This is a genomic window from Marseilla massiliensis, assembly GCF_016899855.1.
Classification (GTDB): Bacteria; Bacteroidota; Bacteroidia; order Bacteroidales; family Bacteroidaceae; genus Prevotella.
Window position 1 is genome coordinate 18,596 of the sequence record NZ_JACJJG010000020.1, and the last position, 21,719, is coordinate 40,314.

At 38.0% G+C, this 21,719-nt stretch carries 24 protein-coding genes; 18 read left to right on the plus strand and 6 right to left on the minus strand.

The window, feature by feature from the left end; all coding sequences use genetic code 11:
* The first annotated feature begins 242 nt into the window (after positions 1-242).
* The 18 genes from H6A34_RS05790 (at position 243) to H6A34_RS05875 (ending at position 17,728) form a co-directional block, all read left to right on the plus strand.
* A complete protein-coding gene (locus H6A34_RS05790; RefSeq protein ID WP_338088631.1) occupies positions 243-1,706 on the plus strand; it encodes an MATE family efflux transporter in 1,464 nt (487 codons plus the stop codon).
* The gene (locus H6A34_RS05795) at positions 1,703-2,932 is read left to right on the plus strand and encodes a Coenzyme F420 hydrogenase/dehydrogenase, beta subunit C-terminal domain (RefSeq protein ID WP_205104070.1); all 1,230 of its coding nucleotides are present in this window, start codon (positions 1,703-1,705) and stop codon (positions 2,930-2,932) included. The genes H6A34_RS05790 and H6A34_RS05795 overlap by 4 nt, the downstream gene beginning before the upstream one ends.
* A gap of 5 nt (positions 2,933-2,937) precedes the next feature.
* Positions 2,938-3,492, plus strand: coding sequence for a HEPN family nuclease (locus H6A34_RS05800; protein WP_205104072.1), 555 nt, complete (start codon positions 2,938-2,940; stop codon positions 3,490-3,492).
* A 15-nt stretch (positions 3,493-3,507) separates the two neighbouring features.
* On the plus strand, positions 3,508-4,560 hold the full coding sequence (locus H6A34_RS05805) for a polysaccharide pyruvyl transferase family protein (RefSeq protein WP_205104073.1): 1,053 nt from the start codon (positions 3,508-3,510) through the stop codon (positions 4,558-4,560).
* 2 nt (positions 4,561-4,562) lie between these two features.
* Complete coding sequence (locus tag H6A34_RS15180; RefSeq protein ID WP_262896352.1) at positions 4,563-5,138, plus strand: serine O-acetyltransferase; 576 nt, start codon at positions 4,563-4,565, stop codon at positions 5,136-5,138.
* Positions 5,139-5,153: 15 nt separating this feature from the next.
* Positions 5,154-6,251 carry an EpsG family protein gene (locus tag H6A34_RS05815; RefSeq protein WP_205104078.1) on the plus strand — a complete coding sequence of 366 codons (1,098 nt, stop codon included), beginning with the start codon at positions 5,154-5,156 and terminating at the stop codon, positions 6,249-6,251.
* On the plus strand, positions 6,245-7,426 hold the full coding sequence (locus H6A34_RS05820; protein ID WP_205104080.1) for a glycosyltransferase family 4 protein: 1,182 nt from the start codon (positions 6,245-6,247) through the stop codon (positions 7,424-7,426). The genes H6A34_RS05815 and H6A34_RS05820 overlap by 7 nt, the downstream gene beginning before the upstream one ends.
* Positions 7,407-8,294 carry a glycosyltransferase gene (locus H6A34_RS05825; protein ID WP_205104082.1) on the plus strand — a complete coding sequence of 296 codons (888 nt, stop codon included), beginning with the start codon at positions 7,407-7,409 and terminating at the stop codon, positions 8,292-8,294. Before H6A34_RS05820 ends, H6A34_RS05825 begins: the two co-directional genes overlap by 20 nt.
* A gap of 17 nt (positions 8,295-8,311) precedes the next feature.
* Positions 8,312-9,130, plus strand: coding sequence for an alpha-1,2-fucosyltransferase (locus H6A34_RS05830; RefSeq protein ID WP_205104084.1), 819 nt, complete (start codon positions 8,312-8,314; stop codon positions 9,128-9,130).
* 13 nt (positions 9,131-9,143) lie between these two features.
* Positions 9,144-10,253, plus strand: a complete 1,110-nt coding sequence (locus H6A34_RS05835; protein ID WP_205104087.1) for a glycosyltransferase — start codon at positions 9,144-9,146, stop codon at positions 10,251-10,253.
* Positions 10,254-10,431: 178 nt separating this feature from the next.
* Positions 10,432-11,001, plus strand: coding sequence for an acyltransferase (locus H6A34_RS05840; RefSeq protein ID WP_205104088.1), 570 nt, complete (start codon positions 10,432-10,434; stop codon positions 10,999-11,001).
* 3 nt (positions 11,002-11,004) lie between these two features.
* On the plus strand, positions 11,005-12,201 hold the full coding sequence (locus tag H6A34_RS05845) for a glycosyltransferase (RefSeq protein ID WP_205104089.1): 1,197 nt from the start codon (positions 11,005-11,007) through the stop codon (positions 12,199-12,201).
* A complete protein-coding gene (locus tag H6A34_RS05850) occupies positions 12,177-12,755 on the plus strand; it encodes a glycosyltransferase (protein ID WP_338088632.1) in 579 nt (192 codons plus the stop codon). The genes H6A34_RS05845 and H6A34_RS05850 overlap by 25 nt, the downstream gene beginning before the upstream one ends.
* Positions 12,756-12,859: 104 nt before the next feature.
* Positions 12,860-13,612 carry a WecB/TagA/CpsF family glycosyltransferase gene (locus tag H6A34_RS05855; RefSeq protein WP_205104090.1) on the plus strand — a complete coding sequence of 251 codons (753 nt, stop codon included), beginning with the start codon at positions 12,860-12,862 and terminating at the stop codon, positions 13,610-13,612.
* A 172-nt stretch (positions 13,613-13,784) separates the two neighbouring features.
* The gene (gene rfbA / locus H6A34_RS05860) at positions 13,785-14,693 is read left to right on the plus strand and encodes a glucose-1-phosphate thymidylyltransferase RfbA (protein ID WP_205104091.1); all 909 of its coding nucleotides are present in this window, start codon (positions 13,785-13,787) and stop codon (positions 14,691-14,693) included.
* An 88-nt stretch (positions 14,694-14,781) separates the two neighbouring features.
* On the plus strand, positions 14,782-15,336 hold the full coding sequence (gene rfbC, locus H6A34_RS05865; protein ID WP_205104092.1) for a dTDP-4-dehydrorhamnose 3,5-epimerase: 555 nt from the start codon (positions 14,782-14,784) through the stop codon (positions 15,334-15,336).
* 163 nt (positions 15,337-15,499) lie between these two features.
* On the plus strand, positions 15,500-16,414 hold the full coding sequence (gene rfbD, locus H6A34_RS05870; protein ID WP_205104094.1) for a dTDP-4-dehydrorhamnose reductase: 915 nt from the start codon (positions 15,500-15,502) through the stop codon (positions 16,412-16,414).
* A gap of 174 nt (positions 16,415-16,588) precedes the next feature.
* The gene (locus H6A34_RS05875; RefSeq protein WP_205104096.1) at positions 16,589-17,728 is read left to right on the plus strand and encodes a dTDP-glucose 4,6-dehydratase; all 1,140 of its coding nucleotides are present in this window, start codon (positions 16,589-16,591) and stop codon (positions 17,726-17,728) included.
* Between the two features lie 302 nt (positions 17,729-18,030).
* Here the strand turns inward: H6A34_RS05875 and H6A34_RS05880 are convergent, their stop codons facing one another.
* The 6 genes from H6A34_RS05880 to H6A34_RS05905 all read right to left on the minus strand — a co-directional run.
* Positions 18,031-18,294 (minus strand): DUF2442 domain-containing protein, encoded by a 264-nt coding sequence (locus tag H6A34_RS05880; RefSeq protein ID WP_205104098.1) that lies wholly within the window; start codon positions 18,292-18,294, stop codon positions 18,031-18,033.
* A 42-nt stretch (positions 18,295-18,336) separates the two neighbouring features.
* Entirely contained in the window at positions 18,337-18,546 is a 210-nt protein-coding gene (locus H6A34_RS14935; protein WP_239480778.1) for a hypothetical protein, read from the minus strand.
* Between the two features lie 149 nt (positions 18,547-18,695).
* Positions 18,696-18,974 carry a Txe/YoeB family addiction module toxin gene (locus tag H6A34_RS05890; protein WP_205104100.1) on the minus strand — a complete coding sequence of 93 codons (279 nt, stop codon included), beginning with the start codon at positions 18,972-18,974 and terminating at the stop codon, positions 18,696-18,698.
* Positions 18,971-19,264, minus strand: a complete 294-nt coding sequence (locus tag H6A34_RS05895) for a hypothetical protein (protein WP_205104102.1) — start codon at positions 19,262-19,264, stop codon at positions 18,971-18,973. Before H6A34_RS05895 ends, H6A34_RS05890 begins: the two co-directional genes overlap by 4 nt.
* A gap of 459 nt (positions 19,265-19,723) precedes the next feature.
* A complete protein-coding gene (locus H6A34_RS05900) occupies positions 19,724-20,752 on the minus strand; it encodes a BT4734/BF3469 family protein (RefSeq protein WP_205104104.1) in 1,029 nt (342 codons plus the stop codon).
* A gap of 748 nt (positions 20,753-21,500) precedes the next feature.
* The coding region (locus H6A34_RS05905; RefSeq protein ID WP_205103907.1) for a transposase at positions 21,501-21,719 on the minus strand (219 nt) is incomplete at its 5' end.

Here is a 21,719-nt window from a genome sequence, read left to right on the forward strand (position 1 = left end):
TTATTTTAGACATGCTGCCTGTAAAGCGGGTGGTACGTCAGAATTGGACGCTTACGCAATGAGAGGCATGAATTAAAAGCTCTTGCCGATTGCAGTTTTATGACCATCGGTTGTGCAATATAAACGAGGTCAGCGACAACTATTTTGAATGTTTTTGAAAAGTAAAAATGTCTGATACTTCAGTCAACAATAAACGTATAGCCAAGAATACGCTGCTGCTGTATATGCGGACGTTATTTATCATGCTTGTAACGCTTTATACGAGCCGTGTTGTTTTGAACACTTTAGGCGTTACTGATTATGGCGTATACAATGTTGTCGGTGGAGTTGTTGCGATGTTCGGTTTTATCAACGGCTCTATGTCATCAGCAACACAGCGTTATATCACGTTTGCATTGGGTAAGGGTGACATGAAGCGTTTGCAGACCGTGTTTAGTACTTCGTTGCAGATACATTTCCTTATTGCAGCATTGATTGTTGTTTTAGGTGAAACAGTAGGACTTTGGTTTATGTACACACAGATGCAGATACCTGCAGACCGTATGGATGCTGCATTTTGGGTATTGCAATGCTCGATTGTTTCGACTGTCGTGATGATTGTCAGCGTGCCGTATAACGCAGATATTATTGCCCATGAAAAGATGTCAGTATTCGCCTACATATCCATTTTAGAAGCGGTCCTGAAGTTTGCAATCGTATATGCCCTTGTTATTTCTCCCTTCGACAAGCTGATATTCTATGCATTTCTGATTTTGGCGGTACAACTGCTCATCCGCTTTTGCTACAACCACTATTGCAACAGGCATTTCGAAGAATCAAAATACCGCCATGTTTGGGACAAATCCTTCTTCAAGGAAATGACAAGTTTTGCAGGTTGGAGTATGTTCGGTAATCTTGCTGGCGTGCTGTTCGGACAAGGCCTGAATATGCTTCTCAACGTGTTTTTCGGACCGGTTGTCAATGCAGCACGCGCCGTTGCAGTACAGGTCCAAAGTGCAATCCAGCAGTTCATAGGCAACTTCCAGATGGCACTCAATCCACAAATCACCAAGACATATGCAAAAGGGGAAATGGAAGACATGCATAAGCTGATGTTCCGCAGCGCAAGGTTCTCGTTCTACCTGCTGTTCTTCCTTTCCTTGCCTGTCTTGTTCGAAACCAACTTTATCCTGACCGTCTGGTTGAAAACCGTACCGGACAATACTGTTGTATTTCTGCGTATAATGATTTGTACGTCTTTGATATACACATTGTCAAACCCTTTGATGGTAGCCAACCAAGCTACTGGTAAAGTTCGCAAGTACCAAGCCATTTGCGGTTCGATACTTTTGATGATACTTCCAGTTTCATATGTCTGCCTGAAACTCGGTTGTCCTGCATATTCCGTATTCTTGGTACATTTCGCAGTGGAGTCAATAACGCAACTTGTGCGGATGGTATTGCTCCGACCTCTTATAGGTATACGCATCGTAGATTACATCAAGAACATCTATACGAGAGTGCTTTTTGTTGTCGTATTATCTGTTATCGCGCCTTTCATCATTTACGATAACATGGATGACACGGTTGCCCGTTTCTTTGTGGTGTGCTTAATTTGTATGTTATCAGTCGGTACGGTAGCCTATACTATTGGATTATCGAAAAATGAACGGACATTTGTCAGGTCAAAGGTTGTTGCTTTTACAAACAAAATTTTCCATAAATGATAAAAATACAAAACAAGCAGGATTGTTGTGGATGTTCTGCCTGTGTACAACGCTGTCCCAAGCACTGCATTTCAATGAAGGAGGATGAAGAAGGATTCCTTTATCCTGTAGTAGACGAGACATTGTGCATTGACTGTGGACTATGTGAAAAAGTCTGTCCGATAATCAACCGTCCGGAAAAACTACCGGTAATGAAGGTACTTGCAGTGAAGAACCGCAACGAGGAGGAACGTATGGCAAGTTCGTCAGGAGGGGTATTCATCGCTTTTGCCAAAAAGGTAATTGAACAAAACGGCGTTGTGTTTGGTGCGGTGTTCGACGGAAATTGGGAGGTCAAGCACACTTATTCTGAAACGTTGGATGGAGTGAAACCAATGATGGGCAGTAAATATGTCCAAAGCCGTATTGGAGAATCGTTCAGTCAAGCCGAGAGGTTCTTGAAGGAAGGTCGCAAGGTGTTGTTTACTGGTAGTCCATGCCAAATCACCGCCCTGCACAATTACCTTCGCAAGGACTATCCCAACCTGCTATCGGTGGATTTTCTCTGCCATGGTGTGCCAAGTCCAGGTGTTTGGCGCAAGTATCTTGAAGAAATGTCCTCTTTTTCCGCCTTTAAGGCGGCTGGAAAAAATTCAGTTTTGTCTTCATCTATAAAGTCCGTGCCTGTGATAACAGGCATAGAGTTTAGAGATAAAACACTTCATGGCTGGAAAAAATACAGTTTTGTTGTCCGTGGGTCCGCCCCTAAGGCGGACAAAAATACAGTTTTGTTGTCCGATATTCACTATGACAACCCTTACATGAAAGGGTTTCTCGCCGATGTGTATCTGCGTCCAAGCTGTTACCACTGTAAGTGCAAGAACGGCGTGAGTCACAGCGACCTGACCATTGCTGACTATTGGGGAATCAACCAACTAATGCCTGATTTTGATGATGACAAAGGGGTAGGATTGGTTCTGCTGAATACGGACAAAGGGAAAGCTGTATTTGATACGTTGGACATGGAGGTACGTGTTTCTTCACTTAGCGATGCGCAACGGTTCAATGGAGGGTTTAAAGAAGATGTGAAAATGCATCCGAAACATAATCTGTTTTTCAAGAGATTTGTAGACTACAGGAACTTAGCCGAATTAATAGAACGAACCGTACATAAGTCTCTTTATAGGATAGCAAAACGAAAAATAAAGAATATTATAAAGAAAGTATTTGTACAACTTAAACATTAAGAAATATGCCTTATTCAAACCAAGAAAATTTGATTATTCAGAGTACATGTAATGCAGTACTGTTGCTCACTTTATCAAAGGAAAGTGAAATATTCATTGACAGCGATTTTTTCAAAAGAATAGATTTTCCATTTCCTAAAATCAAAGAGATGTATGAAAAAGGACAAATAAAGGTCGGTAATCAAGGTATGCTACTTGCCTGTTTGTATTCTTTGTTGGTACTGCCTAAAGAATTGATATTGGATGCATATAAGGACGATTATAAAGCTGTCAATGCCTGGATAGACGACAATAAAGAAGAAACAGACACCTATCCTGCAGGGCGGTATCCAAGTGACTTGAAGCACATCTATCACCTGCGCAATTCCATATCACATGGTAACGTAGAGTTTGATGACACTAATCAAGAAAATGTGATATGCATATTTAAGGACAACGACAATTCAGGTCATAACTACAGTCTGAAACTGAGCACCGCTAATGTCGGTATTTTGGCAAGTGAACTTTTAAAGGCTCAGGAAAAATATATGGATAATCTTGCTACAAGTAATAGAGAGTGATAAAGAAAGCAGAGCATGAGAATCGGTATTTTGACGTTTCATTGGGGAACTAATTACGGTGGAGTTCTTCAAGCATACGCCTTGCAAACTTACTTGAAAGGCTTGAATTACGATGTTGAAATTATCAACTATGCGCCGAAAACATTTAGGGACAATTTCCTGCTATGCTTTAAAAGCAAATCAGTGCACACGATTGAAAAAAATGTCTGTGAATATTTGAAAGAACAAAAATTCAAGCGGTTCCGAAAAAAGAATTTGAACCTGTCCAACACACGGTATTACAATGCAACTGATTGTGAACGTTTGATAAGTGGATATGACATTGTCATCGTAGGCAGTGACCAGGTGTGGAATCCGTACATAGCATTAAACTACGGTCGGGTGTATTGGCTGCCTGTCAAAACTAATATCCGTAAAATAGCCTATGCGGTAAGTCTGGGATGTGAACAATATCCAACAGATGTGCTTGCCACGGTCTCTGACTTTATCAATGATTTTTATGCAATTAGTGCTCGTGAAAATACGGCAATCAAAATCATCCAGCCAAAGTTCTCAAAGGGTCAAGTGACTGTTGTGCCAGACCCGACCGTACTCGTGAACTCAGCACAATATATGCCATTTGTAAATAGACACATAAACAATCGGGGCTGCTTCATATATGTATTGCAAGAAAACCAAAAATTAATAGCAGAAATAGAGGAAACGCTGCAATGTGAATATGATGTATATAAGCCTGACATTAATAAATGGAATCAGTATTCCATAGAAGAATGGCTGTCGGGGATATATAACAACAAATTGGTAATCACCAATTCATTCCACGGTGTGATGTTTTCACTCATTTTCCATAGAGACTTTTTTGTGACATTAATAGAGGGCTCTCTGTCAGGGATGAATGACCGCATATACACGATATTGGAATATTTGGGGCTACAAGACAGGATAATAAAAAACGCAGAAACATTCACAATGATGAAAAAGCAAACTATCAACTGGGGAGATGTTGACACAAGATTGAGACAGTTTAAAGAGATAGGGACAAAATTTTTATCAGACAATCTTAAATGATTATGAAAAAATGTGTAAGACAGCTTTTTAAGTATATAGCGGCAATTAGATTTATACCTATAATTTTCTTTTTTTTAATATTTAACAAAAAGAAGAGTCTGACCGAAGAGCGCGACCGATGGTATGATGTAATTTTCCCTAACAGGAGAAAAAATTTCTCCCTATTTATAGACCTACTAAATCTCTCTGAATATAGAAGTGTTCTTTATTTTAGATTTGGTGGATGGAGTGTTTTTATTCGATGGTGTGCAAAAGGACAATATGCTTTATATTTTGACAGTTTTAATATAGATACAGGACTAGTTATACAACATGGTCATTCGACTCGTATTAATGCAAAATTTATAGGGGCAAATTGCCAAATTTGGCATAATGTAACTATAGGAACAAACAAGTCTCATTCAGGTAATTTGCCAACAATTGGGAATAATGTGAAAATATGCGCAGGAGCCATTGTAATAGGAAATATTGAAATTGGTGATAATGTTGTAATAGGAGCTGGGTGCGTTGTTACGAAAAGTATCCCACAAAATAATGTTGTAGTGGGGAATCCAGCAAGAATTATCAAGTCTTTATAACAACATTTTATTGAGATGATAATAATATTATTGATTGCTATTATTGGATTTATGGGAATCTATTATCTTAAAAATCCTAATAGAATAAAGGAAAAGAGGACATATTTACTTTTAGGTTTATTGTGGTGTATTTTGCCGGCAATAAGAACAGAAAATGTTGGAACTGATACATATAATTATATTGATTTTTTTCTGCATCCTGTATCAGGGTATAATGGTAGAGACAATGTTGAAATAGCATTTGAATATTGGAATATATTAGTCCGTTGGATTTCATTAAATAAATATTGGTATATTTTTGTTTCTGCTATTTTGGCAACATCTATAAAGTTTTGGTTTATACAAAAAATATCATTAAAGCCTCTTTTGACATTATTCCTTATGTCATCAATCGTATTTTTGGAACCTTTCTTATTTATTGAGTATGGAGGTATGCGGCAATCCATATCAATTAGTTTTTATTTATTATTCTTTTACGCTTTAATTTCTCAGTATAAATGGTATTATATTTTTTTGTGGGGCTTTCTGAGTTTTAATTTTCATAATTCATCTTTATTTCCAATATTGGTAACAATATTATTATATCTTATCAAACATCAATTTTCAAAAAACACATACTTTCTATTAATTATTATAAGTTTTGCGATAGGTAATATAGCTGTTGCATATTTACAAAACTTTTTTCTTTATTTGTCTTATTTCATAGGCATTGGACAAATGGTATATTTTGAAAATATTGGGCAAACAGAACTTATTACAGGATATGAGTATTTTAGGAATGTTCTTCCTCTAAGTTTGTATGGTATTTTTATTATTAATACAAATAGAAATGAAGAACTCAATAAAATTATAAACAAGATTGCATTATTTAGCATTGTGGTAACAAATATTTTAATAACTATTCCTATCGGGCAAAGGATAACGTTCGCTTTTATTCCGATATTGTGTGTTGCATTATCCCATTGTATTAATAAGAAGAATTTTATTTATATATTACCAGTTATATTATTTGAATTTTATCGACTGTATTCGTTTTATGAGATTCAAAAATCGGGAATGCAAAAATTGGGCAATGGTAATGTAATATTTCCTTATGAAACATTTTTATGGTAAAGATTTTATTTATAACCGTTGGTGATAGGTTTGGTTCCGGAAAGGCTTTGCTGAATTTGATAAACGGAATAAAAAACACTTATGATATAAAAGTTGTGTATTCAGAATCTTTAGGATTGCAATATGATTTGGCGAAAATGGGAATAGAAACATTTCATATTCCAATGAGATTTGATGTTTATCCGCCTCTTAAATCTCTAAAAGATTATATGTTATTTGTTCCAAGATTACTTCGAGATTTATTTATAAATAAAAGAGCCGAGACAAAGTTAAAAGCATTAGTCATGTATTTAAAGCCAGATATAGTGCATACAAATGTTGGCGTGTATAGAATTCCGGCATATGTATGTTACAAATGTGGTATTCCTCATGTTTGGCATTTAAGGGAATATCAAACCTTGGATATGGGATATAATCCATATGGAGGAATTGAAGGCATTGTGAAAACTATAAATAAGACGAAAAGTATCCCTATTTGCATAACAAAAGGGTTGGCAAGTTATTATGGCTTAGATACTGCAAGAATAATTTATGACGGAATAAAGAGACCTGTTAATATTCAAGATACTGAAAGAGAAAATGCAAGCAGATATTATCTTTTTGTCGGAAATATCACAAAGCATAAGGGATGTTCGGATTTAATAAATACTTATGTTAAACTGATAGAGGAAGAGAATATGAAAACACCATTATTGTTAGCAGGTGGGATAGATTCAGTTTATGCAAAAAAAATAATGGCCTATGTTGAAAATAAAAAAATGTCTGATATTATACGCTTTATAGGATTTCGTGATGATGTTTATTCTCTTATGAGAAATGCAAAAGCATTAATAGTACCGTCTATTTTTGAATGTTTTGGACTTATAACGGCAGAAGGAATGTATAATAAATGTTTGATAATCGGTCGTGACACAGGGGGAACAAAAGAGCAAATGGATAATGCATATGAATTTTCAGGACGTGAGTTATCGTTGCGATTCACAGATAATGACGGCTTGAGAGATGCAATAATGGAAGTTGAGAATGGAAAATATTCCAAATATGAAGTAGGAAGTGAAGCTTTTAATGTTGTCGATAAACTCTATTCAATAGAAACGAATTGTAATACAATTAAGAATATATACGAACAAATAGTAATAAATAAGGATAATGGACGTGTCAATAATCATTGTTAATTATAATACTAAATCTGTTACGGAAAAATGCATTGAGAGTATTATATCGCAAACAAAAGTGGTGGAATATGAGATTATATTGGTGGATAACAATTCTAACGATGGAAGTGTGAACTTGTTTGCCAATGACAAAAGAATACATTTCCTCCCTTCAAATATAAATCTGGGTTTTGGAAGAGCAAATAATTTAGGCTATAAAGCAGCAAAAGGGAAATATGTTTTTCTTTTAAATTCGGACACTATTCTTTTAAATGATGCTGCTTCCATTTTTTATTCGAAAATGGAAAAATCCCCTAAAAATATTGCATGTATTGGTGCTTTTTTACTAGATAAAGATTTGCATCCAAATCAATCATATGGAAGATTTCTGACAATGAAAAGGGTTTTAAGTATGTTAATTACTTCTTACTTAAAAAAATATAGAGCAAAAAGTTCTGATAAGAACCATTGGGGTAAGTATGAAGATTGGATGGAAGTAGAAATGGTTATTGGAGCTGATATGTTTATCAAAAGGGATGTTATAGAAAATCTAGGATTGTTTGACGAGAGCTTTTTCATGTATCATGAAGAAAATGATATGCAAAGACGTTTCCACAAACATGGATATAAGATGGCTTTAGTCAAAGGGCCACAAATAATACATTTAGAGCAAGTAAGTAGTTCAAAATGTACACTTATGGATAAAAAAATCATGAGTGAAACAGGTTTGTTTAATTATATGAGAATCTGGCTTACAAAGTCTCAATTCTACATTTTAAAAATTATTTATATTATATTAAAGTTGCCTATATTTTTAGATGGAAGATATTCCTTAAAAGATTCATGTAAATATTTTTGCTTTTTATTTGGCCTGAAATATAAACGATAATTTGAAAAATACAAATAATGAAAATATTGGTTTTTACAGGAGGATTAGGCAACCAGATTTTTGAGTATGCCTTTTATCTGTATTTAAAAAAACGTTTTCCTGACGAACATTTTTATGGATTGTATGGAAAAAAATTGAAAGAGCATTATGGCCTTGAAATTGATAAATGGTTTCAAGTAGAGTTGCCCCGGCAAACATGGTGGGTTCTACCTGTAACAGGCCTGTTCTACATTTATAAACAGTTTTTTCCAACTTCACAATGGCTCGATTTGAATCAACTTGACTGGATACATGAAAAAGCCAAGGTGTTTTTCCCTTTTAAGTTCAACAAGCGTTTTATCCCTGATGTGGAATGGCTGAAATGGAAGGTTGAAGAGGAGGCTTTGTCTGATAAGAACAAAATGGCCCTCAAGGATATAAGGCAAGCAAATTCATGCTTTATTCATGTACGGAGAGGCGATTATTTATCTCCGACATTTAAATCTTTGTTTGAAGGTTGTTGTACTTCAGAATATTACAATTCAGCAATAAAAACAATAAAATTAAAAATTCCCAAAGTGAAATTTGTATGTTTTTCGGATGACATACAATGGATGAGGCAGAACTTGGATTTAGGAAAAGATACCTTGTTTGTTAATTGGAACACGGGCGCTAATTCTCCATTGGATATGTATCTCATGTCAAAATGTAAATGTGGAATAATCGCTAATAGTACATTCAGTTATTGGGGAGCACGATTGGGGCGTACAAAAGAATGTATTATTTATCCCAAAAAATGGTGGAATAGCGATAAAGGAAATCCTGACATTTTCTTAGAGCATTGGATAGGACTGTAATTTTTTATCAAACATGAAAATTCTTTATTTCATAAACGGGCTAAACTATAAAGGTGGTATGGCTCGTATCGTCGTTGACAAGGCTAATTATTTGGCTGATAAATTCCATCATGATGTCACAATTTGCGTTGCAAATGATGTAGAAAGCTCGGCATACAATCTTTCCAAAAATGTGAAATTATGTAAAATCGGGGGGGGTAATCAACTGAATGCCAATTCATTAAGAAAAATCGTCGGTTGTTTTACTCAAATTAAAAATATATCAAGGCTTCTCAATGAGATTGAGCCAAATATTGTAGTTAATGCCCAAACCCAAGTGGTAACATGGACATTGCCTTTTATAAGAAGAGACATACCTAAAATAATGGAGATTCATTTTTCTTATTTGGGTATGGAATACAATCTAAATGATAAAAGCAGGTTATTCAAGACTTTATATTTTGCTGTCGCAAAATCCATTTACAGACGTTATGGCCGCTTTGTTATCTTAACCGATGAAGACAGGCACTACTGGAACTTGAAAAATATGGTTGTAATAAATAATTTCACCCAACTTTCCACTGACCGCCTATCGGATTTAAGCAGTAAACGTATAATATGCGTAGCTCGCTACCATGTACAAAAGAGATTGGACCTGCTCATTGACGCATGGGCCAAAATACATGATAGACATAATGATTGGAAGGTTGAAGTGTTCGGCATGGGGCCAGACAAGGCTATATTACAATCGTTAATCGATAAATTGGGATTGACTGATTCGTTTATCCTTAATGATGCGGTTGACGATGTTAAGTCTGAATACTTGAAAAGCAGCATTTTTGCATTAACTTCTGAACATGAAGGATTTGGTCTTGTATTATTGGAGGCAATGACTGTGGGTCTTCCAATATGTATGTTCAATATTGTAGGTGTAGGGTGGGCCTATAATAACGGGCAAACAGCTTTGGCATGTGATTTTGGCAATACGGAGAATTTTGCGAAAAATTTGGAAAAGTTAATTGAGAGTCCACATTTACGGTTGAAACTGAGGAACAATGCCTTGAAAGAGTTACCCAAGTACAGCATAGACCATATAATGTCACAATGGAACGATTTATTCATAAAGTGTTGTAATAATGCTTGATTATTAATGTCAGCCAAACTATAAGCTGAATGGTTATAATGCAAAGTATTTTGTATTTTTACATTTTGCTTATAATCAGGCTCTTTGAAATAAGCCGTTTTTTATGCCGTAAAATACTGTCTTTCATGAGACAAACAAGCACATCTTGCGAACTAAAACATAACATATTAAAAACGCCATGTTAACAAAAGTAAAATCGGGGGGGGTAATACATGATTTCCTCCTTCAAATAAAATTTATCGTAGTCGAGTTTCTTAATCTTACTTATTCGTTTGTACCAAATCCGATAAGACGCTATTATTTATTGGTGTTTGGCATCTGGATTGGTAAAAACAGTTGTATCCACCGAGGATGTAAATTCTTTCATGTCGGGAATTTTAAAATAGGTAGTAATTCCGTTGTCAACTTTGGATGTTACTTAGATAACCGCCGTGGCATAAAAATCGGGAATAATGTAGGCATAGCCCACGGAACTAAAATCTACACTCTCGGACACGACATTGATAGTCCGATGTTTGAAACGAAAGGCGCCCCTGTCGTAATTGAAGATAATGTATTTATTTTCTCAAATGCGATGATTATGCCCGGAGTTACAATAGGCGACGGGGCAATCGTTTTACCGGGTAGCATCGTTACAAAAGATGTTCCGGCAAGAAAGATAGTGGGTGGCAACCCGGCAAAAGTAATAAGGGACAGGACGGCGGAAATAGATTATAATCAAAGTTATAAATATTGGTTCGCTTTATAATTGATGAATATTTTATTTTTACTTAAATCCTTTGAAATAGGCGGTTTGGAAGTCGTCACGTCTGTATTGGCAAACAAGTTTTCAGATGAAGGCCATAATGTCGTGTTGTGGGCTTTTTACGAGGGTAAGACATCGTTGACCGACAGGCTTAACGGCCGTGTAAGAATATTTTACGGGAAAGGTTTTAATGCGGGGAAGGAAAATGTAAAGTCCCTTCGCCAAATACTCAAAGAGAATAATATCCAGGTAGTAATAAACCAGTGGGGGTTGCCGTTCGTCCCGGCGTTAACATTAAAAAAAGCCTCCAAAGGATTGGGTATCAAAATAATAGCAGTATATCATAATGACCCTTTGTCTAATGGACGCACCAAGCAGGTCGAAATATCGTTGGAACGATGTGACAATGTTATAAAACGCTCTTTCCTAAAGCTCAAATTACATTTACTTAAATCAGTCACAGCGGCAAGTATGCGTTATATTTATCGTAATAGTGACAGGTTTATGGTACTGTCGGAAAGTTTCATCAAGCATTTCGAGGATTTTACTGGCATTAAAAATGCAAAGAAATTAATTGTACAGACTAATCCTGTTACGATAAATACGGAACATTATGAGCTTGATTTGGCAGACAAACAAAAAGAAATAATATATGTCGGTAGGATTGACCATCAGCAGAAACGAACATCAAGGGTCATAGAAACTTGGGCGTTATTGGAGGACAAATATCCGGATTGGACATTAAGGATTATCGGGGATGGCGAGGAACGTGAAAATCTTGAAAGATTTTGTAAAGATTTGAATTTACGCAATGTATTTTTTGAAGGTTTTAAGCAACCAACTGAATATTATAAACGAGCCTCTGCTTTACTATTGACTTCCGAATATGAAGGCTTTGGCTTGGTTATTGTCGAAGGTATGTCATTTGGAGTCGTTCCTGTTGTTCTCGGAAGTTATTCTGCGGTTTACGATATTATTAAAAATGGGGAAAACGGAATAATTGTTCCTTATGATAAATCGTCAGGGTTTCATCCGGAAGAAATGGCCAAACATATAACTTGGCTTATTGAACATGAAACTGAACGGGATAATATTGCAAGAAATGCTTATGAGAGTAGCAAGACATTTTCGTTAGACAAGATTGCAAGTAGTTGGCAATCAGTGTTTAACAACTTATCGTGGGGGGGGGTAAAAAAGCCTTAACCTTAAAACAAAAAGAAGTTATATATGTCGGTCGCCTTGACTATAACCAAAAACGTGTTTATCGTGTGATTGAAACATGGAGCTTGATTGAAAGTGAACATCCTGATTGGAAACTTACGATAGTTGGTGACGGGCCGGAGCGAAACAACTTGGAATATTTGGTACAAAACTTAAACCTACAAAACGTCAGCTTCGAGGGTTTCCAGCCTCCTGTCCCATATTACAAACGGGCATCAATTCTTTTGCTAACATCAGAATACGAGGGATTCCCTTTAGTTTTGCCAGAATGTATGAGTTTGGGAGTTGTTCCTGTTGTTTACGGTAGTTATTCCGCTGTTTACGATATTATCAATGATGGTAAAGATGGAATTGTTATACCTTTTTCAAAAGACGGCTTTCATGCTGAAAAGATGGCTGAAAAACTTTCTGTTATTATGTCCGATGAAAAACTTAGATGTACAATGGCCGACAATGCTGTCAAAAAAAGCAGCAATTATTCCATTGATAAGATTTACAAACAATGGTTGACAACATTTAATGTACTCTTAAACTAAGGCATAAAAGTGTGTTTTATTATCTATTCTTGTTCTTTGAGCAAAAATTCTAATTTTTATAGGAATGGATAAAAATGTAATAAAAACAACTTTATCACATTGATATGGAGAAAGTAATAATACTTAATATTGCCATACAGTCAATAACAAGAAAAGAACTCCTGAATTCGTTGTATGATGGTGTATTAATAACTCCAAATGTTGACCACCTTGTAAAATTACAACATGACAAGGATTTCTATGATGTCTACCAAAAGGCCGAATGGGTAATATGTGACAGCAAAATCCTCTACATATTGTCCAAGTTGTTGAAACATTCCTTACCTGAAGCAATACCCGGAAGCAGTTTTTTCACGTCTTATTATATGTACCACAAAGATGACCCTGACTGTAGGATTTTTCTTTTAGGTGCAAAAGAAGGTGTAGCCGTAAAAGCGATGGAAGGAATCAATGAGAAAGTAGGCAGACAAATAGTTGTTGGGGCACATTCACCTTCTTTCGGATTTGAACGGAACGAGCAGGAATGCATGGATATTATTGACATCGTAAACAAAAGTGGTGCTAATGTTTTGCTTGTCGGTGTTGGTGCTCCGAAACAAGAAAAGTGGATAATGAAATACCGTGATAAGATGCCCAATGTGAAACTTTTTATGGCTCTCGGTGCAACGATAGATTTTGAGGCAGGGACTTTGAAACGGGCACCACTGCTTTGGCAGAAAATCGGAATGGAATGGCTTTACCGTTGCTTGAAAGAACCAAAGAGATTATTCAAAAGGTATTTTGTTGATGATATGCAATTCTTCTTTTATTTCATGAAACAATTGATGGGAATATACAAAAATCCATTCAGCAAATAGTAATCTTTATTTGCGAAACAATTTACAGATTAAAGCTATAGGCAATAATATAATCGTTGCCAAATATGCACAAATTAAACGAAATATTTCCGTGATTTTATACACATTTATTCAATTTTGGTCTACAAAGATAATATAAATCAACAGAAAAACCAATATAAAATCAAATTCCATGAAAGGAATCGTATTAGCTGGTGGCAGCGGTACACGTTTATATCCTATCACCAAGGGAATCAGCAAGCAGCTTATCCCGATTTTCGACAAGCCGATGATTTATTACCCAATTTCCGTATTGATGCTCGCTGGTATCAGGGAAATTCTGATTATCTCGACACCTTACGACTTGCCGGGGTTCAAACGGCTGTTGGGTGACGGAAGCAACTTCGGGGTTAGGTTCGAGTATGCGGAACAACCATCGCCCGACGGACTGGCACAGGCGTTCATTATCGGGGAGAAGTTCATCGGGGACGATTGTGCTTGCCTTGTGTTGGGTGATAATATTTTCTATGGTGCAGGACTTAACGATTTGCTGGAACAAGCTGTTGTCGACGCAGAAAAGAACGGCAAGGCGACGGTATTTGGTTACAGGGTTAGCGACCCCGAACGTTACGGTGTGGCGGAGTTCGACAAAGACGGGAACTGTCTTAGCATCGAGGAAAAGCCCGAACACCCGAAGAGCAACTATGCCGTTGTTGGATTGTACTTCTATCCGAACAAGGTTGTCAGCATTGCAAAGAGCATTAAGCCGTCGGCACGCGGTGAGTTGGAAATAACTACGGTAAACCAGGAATTCCTGAAGGACAAGGAGCTGAAGGTGCAGACGATGGCTCGTGGATTTGCTTGGCTTGATACTGGTACTCATGATTCTTTGTCGGAAGCATCTACTTTTATTGAAGTATTGGAAAAACGGCAAGGTTTGAAAGTCGCCTGTCTTGAGGGTATTGCCTATCGCAAAGGATGGATAACAGCAGACAAACTAAGGGAAGTGGCACAGCCGATGTTGAAGAACGACTATGGGAAATACCTAATGTCTATTCTTGGCGAGAAGGTAGACACGCTGGAGAGGAACTTGGAGTACTGAGAAATTAAAAATTAAGAGTTAAGAATTAAGAAAAATGGCATTGTAGCTTAAACAAGTTATTTTGCTATTCTCCTTAAATTATAAAATGATGGAAGTAATAAAGACAGACATAGAGGGCGTGGTAATCATAGAGCCGCGCATTTTCAAGGACGCACGGGGATATTTCTTCGAGAGTTTCTCGCAAAGGGAGTTTGAGGAGAAGGTAGGACACGTGGAGTTCGTCCAGGACAACGAAAGCATGTCTTCGTATGGCGTGATGAGGGGATTGCATTTCCAACGTCCGCCATATACACAGGCAAAACTTGTTAGGTGCGTAAGGGGAAAAGTTCTCGACGTTGCGGTTGACATAAGGAAAGGCTCGCCAACATACGGAAAGCACGTGGCGGTTGAATTGACCGAGGACAACCATAGGCAGTTCTTCATCCCGAAAGGCTTTGCCCACGGTTTTGCCGTGTTGAGTGAAACGGCAGTGTTCCAGTACAAGTGCGACGAGTTCTACCATCCCGAGACGGACGGAGGCATAAGTATACTTGACGACAGCCTTGGCATTGACTGGTGCATACCCACCGAATATGCAATACTGAGCGAAAAGGATACGAAGCATCCATTGCTGAAAGACTTCAGTTCTCCATTTGTATTTTAAAGGTAAAAGGGTAAAAAAGTAAAAAGGTAAAACAAAGGTGAGAAGGTGAAAGGGTGAAAAGGTGAAAAGGTGAGAAAACAATCTACTATGAATTATGAATTGAACAAGGCATTTCCACTTATTTCTTCTCTCCTAAATCCTTTACTCCTAAAAAACAAACAACATGAACATACTTGTAACAGGCGCAAACGGCCAACTTGGTAACGAAATGCGCATAATAAGCAAAGGCACGAACGACAATTATACCTTTACTGATGTAGTCGAGGTTGAAGGCGTGGAAACGACTATTTTGGATATAACTGACGCCGAAGCCATACGGAATATAGTCAAGGAAAAGGACATACAGTGCATAGTCAACTGCGCCGCATATACTAACGTCGATAAGGCGGAGAGTGACGAGGTGCTATGCAGGAAGCTCAACGCCGATGCCCCGAAGCTATTGGCAGAGGCGATGAAGGAAGTGAACGGACTTCTTGTGCAGATTTCAACGGACTATGTTTTCGGCGGCGACCCTTACAACACGCCTTGCAGGGAAGACCAGAAGGGAACGCCTACGGGAGTCTACGGCAAGACAAAGCTCGAGGGCGAGAAGAATATCGAGGCTGTCGGCTGTGATTACGTCATCATAAGGACTGCGTGGTTATATTCAGAGTTTGGCAAGAACTTCGTAAAGACAATGCTAAACCTTACTGCGACGAAACCGAAACTCACCGTTGTCTTTGACCAGGCAGGAACACCGACATACGCATACGACCTTGCTGTTGCAATAAAGGCCGTACTTGCTTACTATGAAAAAGAGAACCCGAAGGACGGATACTCAAAACGTGGAATATACCACTTCAGCAACGAGGGAGTCTGCTCATGGTTCGACTTCACCAAGAAAATTGCTGAGCTTGCAGGAAACACTACCTGCGACATCGAGCCTTGCCACAGCGATGAATTTCCAAGTCCAGTAAAGCGCCCTGCCTATTCGGTTCTTGACAAGACGAAAATAAAGGATACATTCGGATTGAAGATACCCTATTGGACGGATTCGTTGAGAAAGTGCATGGAAAACATGGGCGCATTGAAGGCATAAACATTATCATTTTTCTTAACGAACTGATAACCAACAACATACAAAACACATTCCAAAAGACGGCAAATTGCATCGTAAAAGGCACGTATTAAATGATAAAAGGCCGTGAATTGCAAACCGAATGACCGTCTTTTACAAAAAAGATTTTATTGACAAATTAACGACACAAGAATCATGGAATACAAAAGAAATATCATCATAACGGGCGGAGCGGGTTTTATAGGCTCACACGTTGTACGCCTTTTCGTGAACAAATACCCTGAATACCGTATTATCAACCTCGACAAGTTGACGTATGCAGGAAACCTTGCCAACCTGAAGGATATCGAGGGCAAGGAGAACTATACCTTCGTAAAAGCCGACATCTGTGACTACAAAACGGTGAAGGCGTTGATGGAAAAGTACAATGTTGACGGGATAATCCACCTTGCGGCAGAGAGCCACGTTGACCGAAGCATAAAAGACCCGTTCACTTTTGCTCATACAAACGTAATAGGTACTCTTACATTGCTTCAGGCAGCAAAGGAATATTGGGAGAGCCGCCCTGAAGGATACGTTGGAAAGCGTTTTTATCATATCTCGACGGACGAGGTTTACGGCGCGTTGGAGTTGACGAATCCCGAGGGAATAGAGTCGCCGTTCACCACGAAGGCAAGTTCGGAACACCACCACGCCTACGGAACGGAGTTCTTTACAGAAGAAACGAAATACAACCCCCACTCTCCATATTCAGCATCGAAGGCTAGTTCAGACCACTTTGTCCGCGCTTTCCACGACACCTACGGAATGCCTACCATCGTGACCAACTGCTCCAACAACTACGGCCCTTACCAGTTCCCCGAAAAACTCATCCCTCTGTTCATCAACAACATCCGCCACAGGAAGCCGTTGCCTGTCTACGGCAAAGGTGAGAACGTGCGTGACTGGCTGTATGTGGAGGACCATGCAAGGGCGATTGACCTCATCTTCCATAAAGGCAAGACAGCCGACACGTACAATATCGGCGGCTTCAACGAGTGGAAGAATATCGACATAATCAAGGTTGTCATAAAGACCGTCGACCGTTTGTTAGGACGCAAAGAGGGCGAGGACATGAATTTGATAACATACGTTACCGACCGCAAGGGCCATGATATGCGTTACGCTATTGACTCAAGGAAACTTCAACGTGAGCTTGGCTGGGAGCCGAGCCTGCAATTCGAGGAAGGCATAGAGAAGACCGTGCGTTGGTATCTTGACAACCAGGCTTGGATGGACAACGTAACGTCAGGCGATTATCAGAAATACTACGATGATATGTACAAGGGCAGGTAAGGATAAAGCAGGTATAAATGACTCAGAATTATATTTATTTGCACTAATAACAGAAAAATTACCGACGAGGGGTTGTCTTATATGGCAATCCCTTTTTTGTGAGTATTATTCTTTGTGAGAGTAAAGTCATTTAACGTTAAGGCTTAGTATAGATGTGTTTGACGGCTGGATGGCTGAAATCTGCAGTCTGTCGGATTTTTTGTATTCTGTCCTTGCAATCAATAACGGTCAAAAATAAAATGACCCCCGATTTGAGCATCGTTGAGAGGCTTGGGGTTCTAGCATTGCAAAGTGGTCTATATTTATGAAAAATAAAACGAATTTTCGGCTTCCGTTATTGGACATAAACCATTGGCATTGAACATGGACTCAAAATTCAGGTCCTCGTCTATCTGTGGCCAATGTATGCCGGAATAAGACAGTTGATAATCCTCTCTTTGTTCCCTTGTGGCTTTTGCAAGCTTAGGCCATTGGAAAAAAGCATAATTTGCTGTAAGTCCTGTTTCTGTCATTGCATATACATGAGTGTCATCAACCCATACTTTTGTTATTCTATGTTTTGACATATCGGTGCTACATTTTTAAGAATTCTTTTGCCACAATTTTTACTACCACTCTGGTATTTCACGTTTAAACACTCTTGAATCACGTAGCTTCTTGGCTATATCCTCAGGAGAACCGTCACCACCCCAGTCCGTATGGAAGCTGTCAAAAACATCTAAGTCCTTAGTTTTATCGATGTTCATGGCTTCGTTCACTTTGCGTTCATATTCGTCCCTCTCAGGAGTTCCCACCTTACCGATAAGTTTATCCTTCACTTCATCAAAAAGTAATGTTTCATGTTACCAACCCGTTTCATATTTCAATTCTTTTCCAACCTTTCATGAACGAGGATGTCTTTTCTTGTTGACAGCATATTGTATTTCATCTGGAGGCTCATCAACTGTTCAGCGGATACGTCAAAATTTCATTTATCCCCATAATGTCCTTTAAGAGAGATAACGATTACCGTGATAACCTCCTCTTCAATTTTATAAACTAACCTTGAACCTTTATCTATGCGTCTGCTCCAAAATCCGTTCAAGTTGCCCCTTAATTGTTCCACTTGTCCTGTTCCCGTTTTTGGATGCAGCTGTAGTTCCTCAAAAAGGGTAGCTATCTTTTGGAGCGTTTTCTTCTGTCCCGATTTACCCCATTCTTTCAGATGCCTTTCTGCTTCGGGAGTCAACACAAGCTTGTAAGTCATACTCCTAAAGTTTTCTTGATTTCGCCAATGGTATAGACTCTCCCTTCTCCGGACTCCATTTCGGATATGCCTTGATTGACGGACTTCATGTTTTCGGGGTCGTCAAACCAAGAGTCCCCTGTAGGTGAAGGATTTTCCCTTACTTCTACAGAAATACTGTTCGCCTTGGATATGAGCACCTGTTCAATGTATGCTTTCAGGCTCTTTCCTTGTGCCACCGCCATAACAGACAGTTTTTGTATCGTATCTATAGGAAGGTCTATGTTCTTTCTCTTTATTGTTGCTTCCATATTTTCAATGTTTTATCCTGCCACAAAGATAAGGAATATATTTTATATACGATATACATATTCGACTTTTTAACTTATTTCACGTTATCATAAATTATGGAATAGTAAATTAGGCTTGCCCATGAGAATTTCATTGAACAAGCATATAATTTTACATCGAATATCAAAAGCCACAAATCACCTTCTAAAACGTTACCTCTTACCTTCTCATCAGCCATCTTTTACCGCTCATTTTGCCATGTCTTGTTTTTACGATGTTTATTCATTGATTATCAGGCTATTACGTTATCCTTATCATTGCCCGACAGAATAAGGCAAAAACTCAAATCGATATAAACAAAAACGAAACAAAAAATATCCCCTCTTTGCCACACTTTTTTATCAGTACGGTTTGGAGGGGGGCTTGTTTTCAGGGGAGATTTGGCCGCAGTTTTATTGAACCGAACTTTTATGTCAGACTTAATTCATCATAGCATTCCATCGGGTTCGGTTGTAATTCATCCCGTTGTACCTTCGTTGGTATATCTCGTTCCTTTTGCTCCCGAAGTTGTCACGGTTTGAGTTGTAGTTGTTTATTGCCATCGCCTCAATATCTTTCTCGTCAATTCCATGCCTACCGAACGTGGCTTTAAGATAATTCACTGCATCATCGAACAACACACCATAAAGACATAACCACTTGGCCCTTGAAAGTATCGATTGGTGCCTGTTTCCGTCTTTGTATGAATCAGGATATATTTTTCTCCAAAACTTATCGACATAGTTCATCAGTTGTTTATCCTTCCATTGTGCCTGGAAAAGTTCGTTCAGTCTTATCTCTTCCTCGGTATGCTTGAACTCCTTGCTTGAATATCCTTTTGGGCTGTAATTCCTTGGCGGTATATTGGGGTATTGAGGGTCGTAAACAAAATTGAAAGGCGTTAAATGTTCCCTATCAGGATTAAGCCAAACATCAGGGTCGTAACTCAGGAAACATGTACGGCTAAGGTTCCCGCATCTCTTGTCAAATTGTTCCGTGTTGGGATATAACTTGAACTTTATCTGCATGAATAAGTTGTAATGGTATTCCGGGTTAGTATTGTCATGGAACATAGCAACCTTCACACCCTTGTTGCTTGGAGAAAACCAGACTGCGTAGATATGAAGTTGGTCGGCATATTGTATTATTTTTTGCTTGAATTCATTGGCAGCTTCATGATTGGGGAATTTATCGAAATCAAGAACCATGATGTTTGAGTATTCCCGGAGGTTATCAATGTTGTCGTTTCTGTAAGTGAAAATTCCTGAAGGGGCAATCATCGGGAGTTTCCTTTTCTCCTCAATGTACGCTTCCTTGGTTGTCTGCATCCTTACTATGTCAGTCTGTTGCTTTAGATAATCTTTCCCAACTATGTTCAAAAGTACCTCATCGAGTTTCAGGTATATAGTGCTTGTTGCATCTTTGGCGTCATAATAAACGCTGACCGTATCATTTATGTTCTTACCCATAATTATTTCGTCTTATTTTTTGTCCATTATAAGAGAATCATGGCCTTATATTTATTCTTTTTCGGCTCTCATCTCTTCTTTTAAATTCATTTTCCTTGGTTTTTATTTTTACTGTATTCTTGATAGATTATTATTTTATTTTCATTGCCGTTAAAACCAAGGGATAAATTCAGCAACATATTTTTTACTTTTCTATCAAGGAGGTCTGTTATTTATTGGTTCCATCATTTTGCTCTTTATTTTTGTTGGGTCATTTTTCTGTTGAATTATTTTTTTACTTGACACATCCGATACAATGAACAATGATAAAGAACATAAGCCACAATTACTTTTTTGTTTTTTGATTGATTTTATTTAGCTGTCCATTGATTGTTGTATCCTTTATCATTTTCTTGATACTGTTTTTCGATGAAGATGCTAAGACTGTGTAATGTGTTGTTATTTTTTTCAAAATTTTATTCCTTGTTTTTGTTGGATGTAATGTAGTGATAAAAGAAGTAAAGAGATTGGTCCTTCGTCCCTTAAAGACAGTGGTGAAGAGTAGAGAGTTGTGTGGATTTTATTATTCTCTTACCTGATTACCCCATTGATTTACCCTTATATTCTCCTTCACACAACCACTCTTTTTTACCACGAAGTAGGTATTTTCTTTATTTTATTGTTCACTATTGTATTTCCTTTATTTTACAACTATTATACGCCTTTTTCTTGTTCTCTATAATATTAACGTGAGTTCGGTATAATAATCTTATGCAATAAGCCTGCTTTTATCAATGATGTCAATATTGAGTGACGGTTTCTTAGGAAGCAGGTTGTATGCGATAAGCCCTGCAATCAGGTTGGAAGCAAATCCGTCAATGCTGCGGTGCCTGGTATGTTCAATGTAGCAGACGTTTTTGAGTTCGTCGTTGACGGTTTCAATGAGCGCCCTTTTCCGCAGCAGGATTTTGTCGTGCAGGTCCATGAG

Coding starts and splice junctions, on each gene's coding strand:
- H6A34_RS05815 (WP_205104078.1), top strand. CDS start 5,154: ATGATAATAATATTATTGATTGCTATTATTGGATTTATGGGAATCTAT.
- rfbC (WP_205104092.1), top strand. CDS start 14,782: ATGGAAGTAATAAAGACAGACATAGAGGGCGTGGTAATCATAGAGCCG.
- H6A34_RS05800 (WP_205104072.1), top strand. CDS start 2,938: ATGCCTTATTCAAACCAAGAAAATTTGATTATTCAGAGTACATGTAAT.
- rfbA (WP_205104091.1), top strand. CDS start 13,785: ATGAAAGGAATCGTATTAGCTGGTGGCAGCGGTACACGTTTATATCCT.
- H6A34_RS05875 (WP_205104096.1), top strand. CDS start 16,589: ATGGAATACAAAAGAAATATCATCATAACGGGCGGAGCGGGTTTTATA.
- H6A34_RS05880 (WP_205104098.1), bottom strand. CDS start 18,294: ATGTCAAAACATAGAATAACAAAAGTATGGGTTGATGACACTCATGTA.
- H6A34_RS05835 (WP_205104087.1), top strand. CDS start 9,144: ATGAAAATTCTTTATTTCATAAACGGGCTAAACTATAAAGGTGGTATG.
- H6A34_RS05805 (WP_205104073.1), top strand. CDS start 3,508: ATGAGAATCGGTATTTTGACGTTTCATTGGGGAACTAATTACGGTGGA.
- H6A34_RS05795 (WP_205104070.1), top strand. CDS start 1,703: ATGATAAAAATACAAAACAAGCAGGATTGTTGTGGATGTTCTGCCTGT.
- H6A34_RS15180 (WP_262896352.1), top strand. CDS start 4,563: ATGAAAAAATGTGTAAGACAGCTTTTTAAGTATATAGCGGCAATTAGA.
- rfbD (WP_205104094.1), top strand. CDS start 15,500: ATGAACATACTTGTAACAGGCGCAAACGGCCAACTTGGTAACGAAATG.
- H6A34_RS05900 (WP_205104104.1), bottom strand. CDS start 20,752: ATGGGTAAGAACATAAATGATACGGTCAGCGTTTATTATGACGCCAAA.
- H6A34_RS05840 (WP_205104088.1), top strand. CDS start 10,432: ATGTTAACAAAAGTAAAATCGGGGGGGGTAATACATGATTTCCTCCTT.
- H6A34_RS05845 (WP_205104089.1), top strand. CDS start 11,005: ATGAATATTTTATTTTTACTTAAATCCTTTGAAATAGGCGGTTTGGAA.
- H6A34_RS05890 (WP_205104100.1), bottom strand. CDS start 18,974: ATGACTTACAAGCTTGTGTTGACTCCCGAAGCAGAAAGGCATCTGAAA.
- H6A34_RS05895 (WP_205104102.1), bottom strand. CDS start 19,264: ATGGAAGCAACAATAAAGAGAAAGAACATAGACCTTCCTATAGATACG.
- H6A34_RS05790 (WP_338088631.1), top strand. CDS start 243: ATGCTTGTAACGCTTTATACGAGCCGTGTTGTTTTGAACACTTTAGGC.
- H6A34_RS05830 (WP_205104084.1), top strand. CDS start 8,312: ATGAAAATATTGGTTTTTACAGGAGGATTAGGCAACCAGATTTTTGAG.
- H6A34_RS05855 (WP_205104090.1), top strand. CDS start 12,860: ATGGAGAAAGTAATAATACTTAATATTGCCATACAGTCAATAACAAGA.
- H6A34_RS05820 (WP_205104080.1), top strand. CDS start 6,245: ATGGTAAAGATTTTATTTATAACCGTTGGTGATAGGTTTGGTTCCGGA.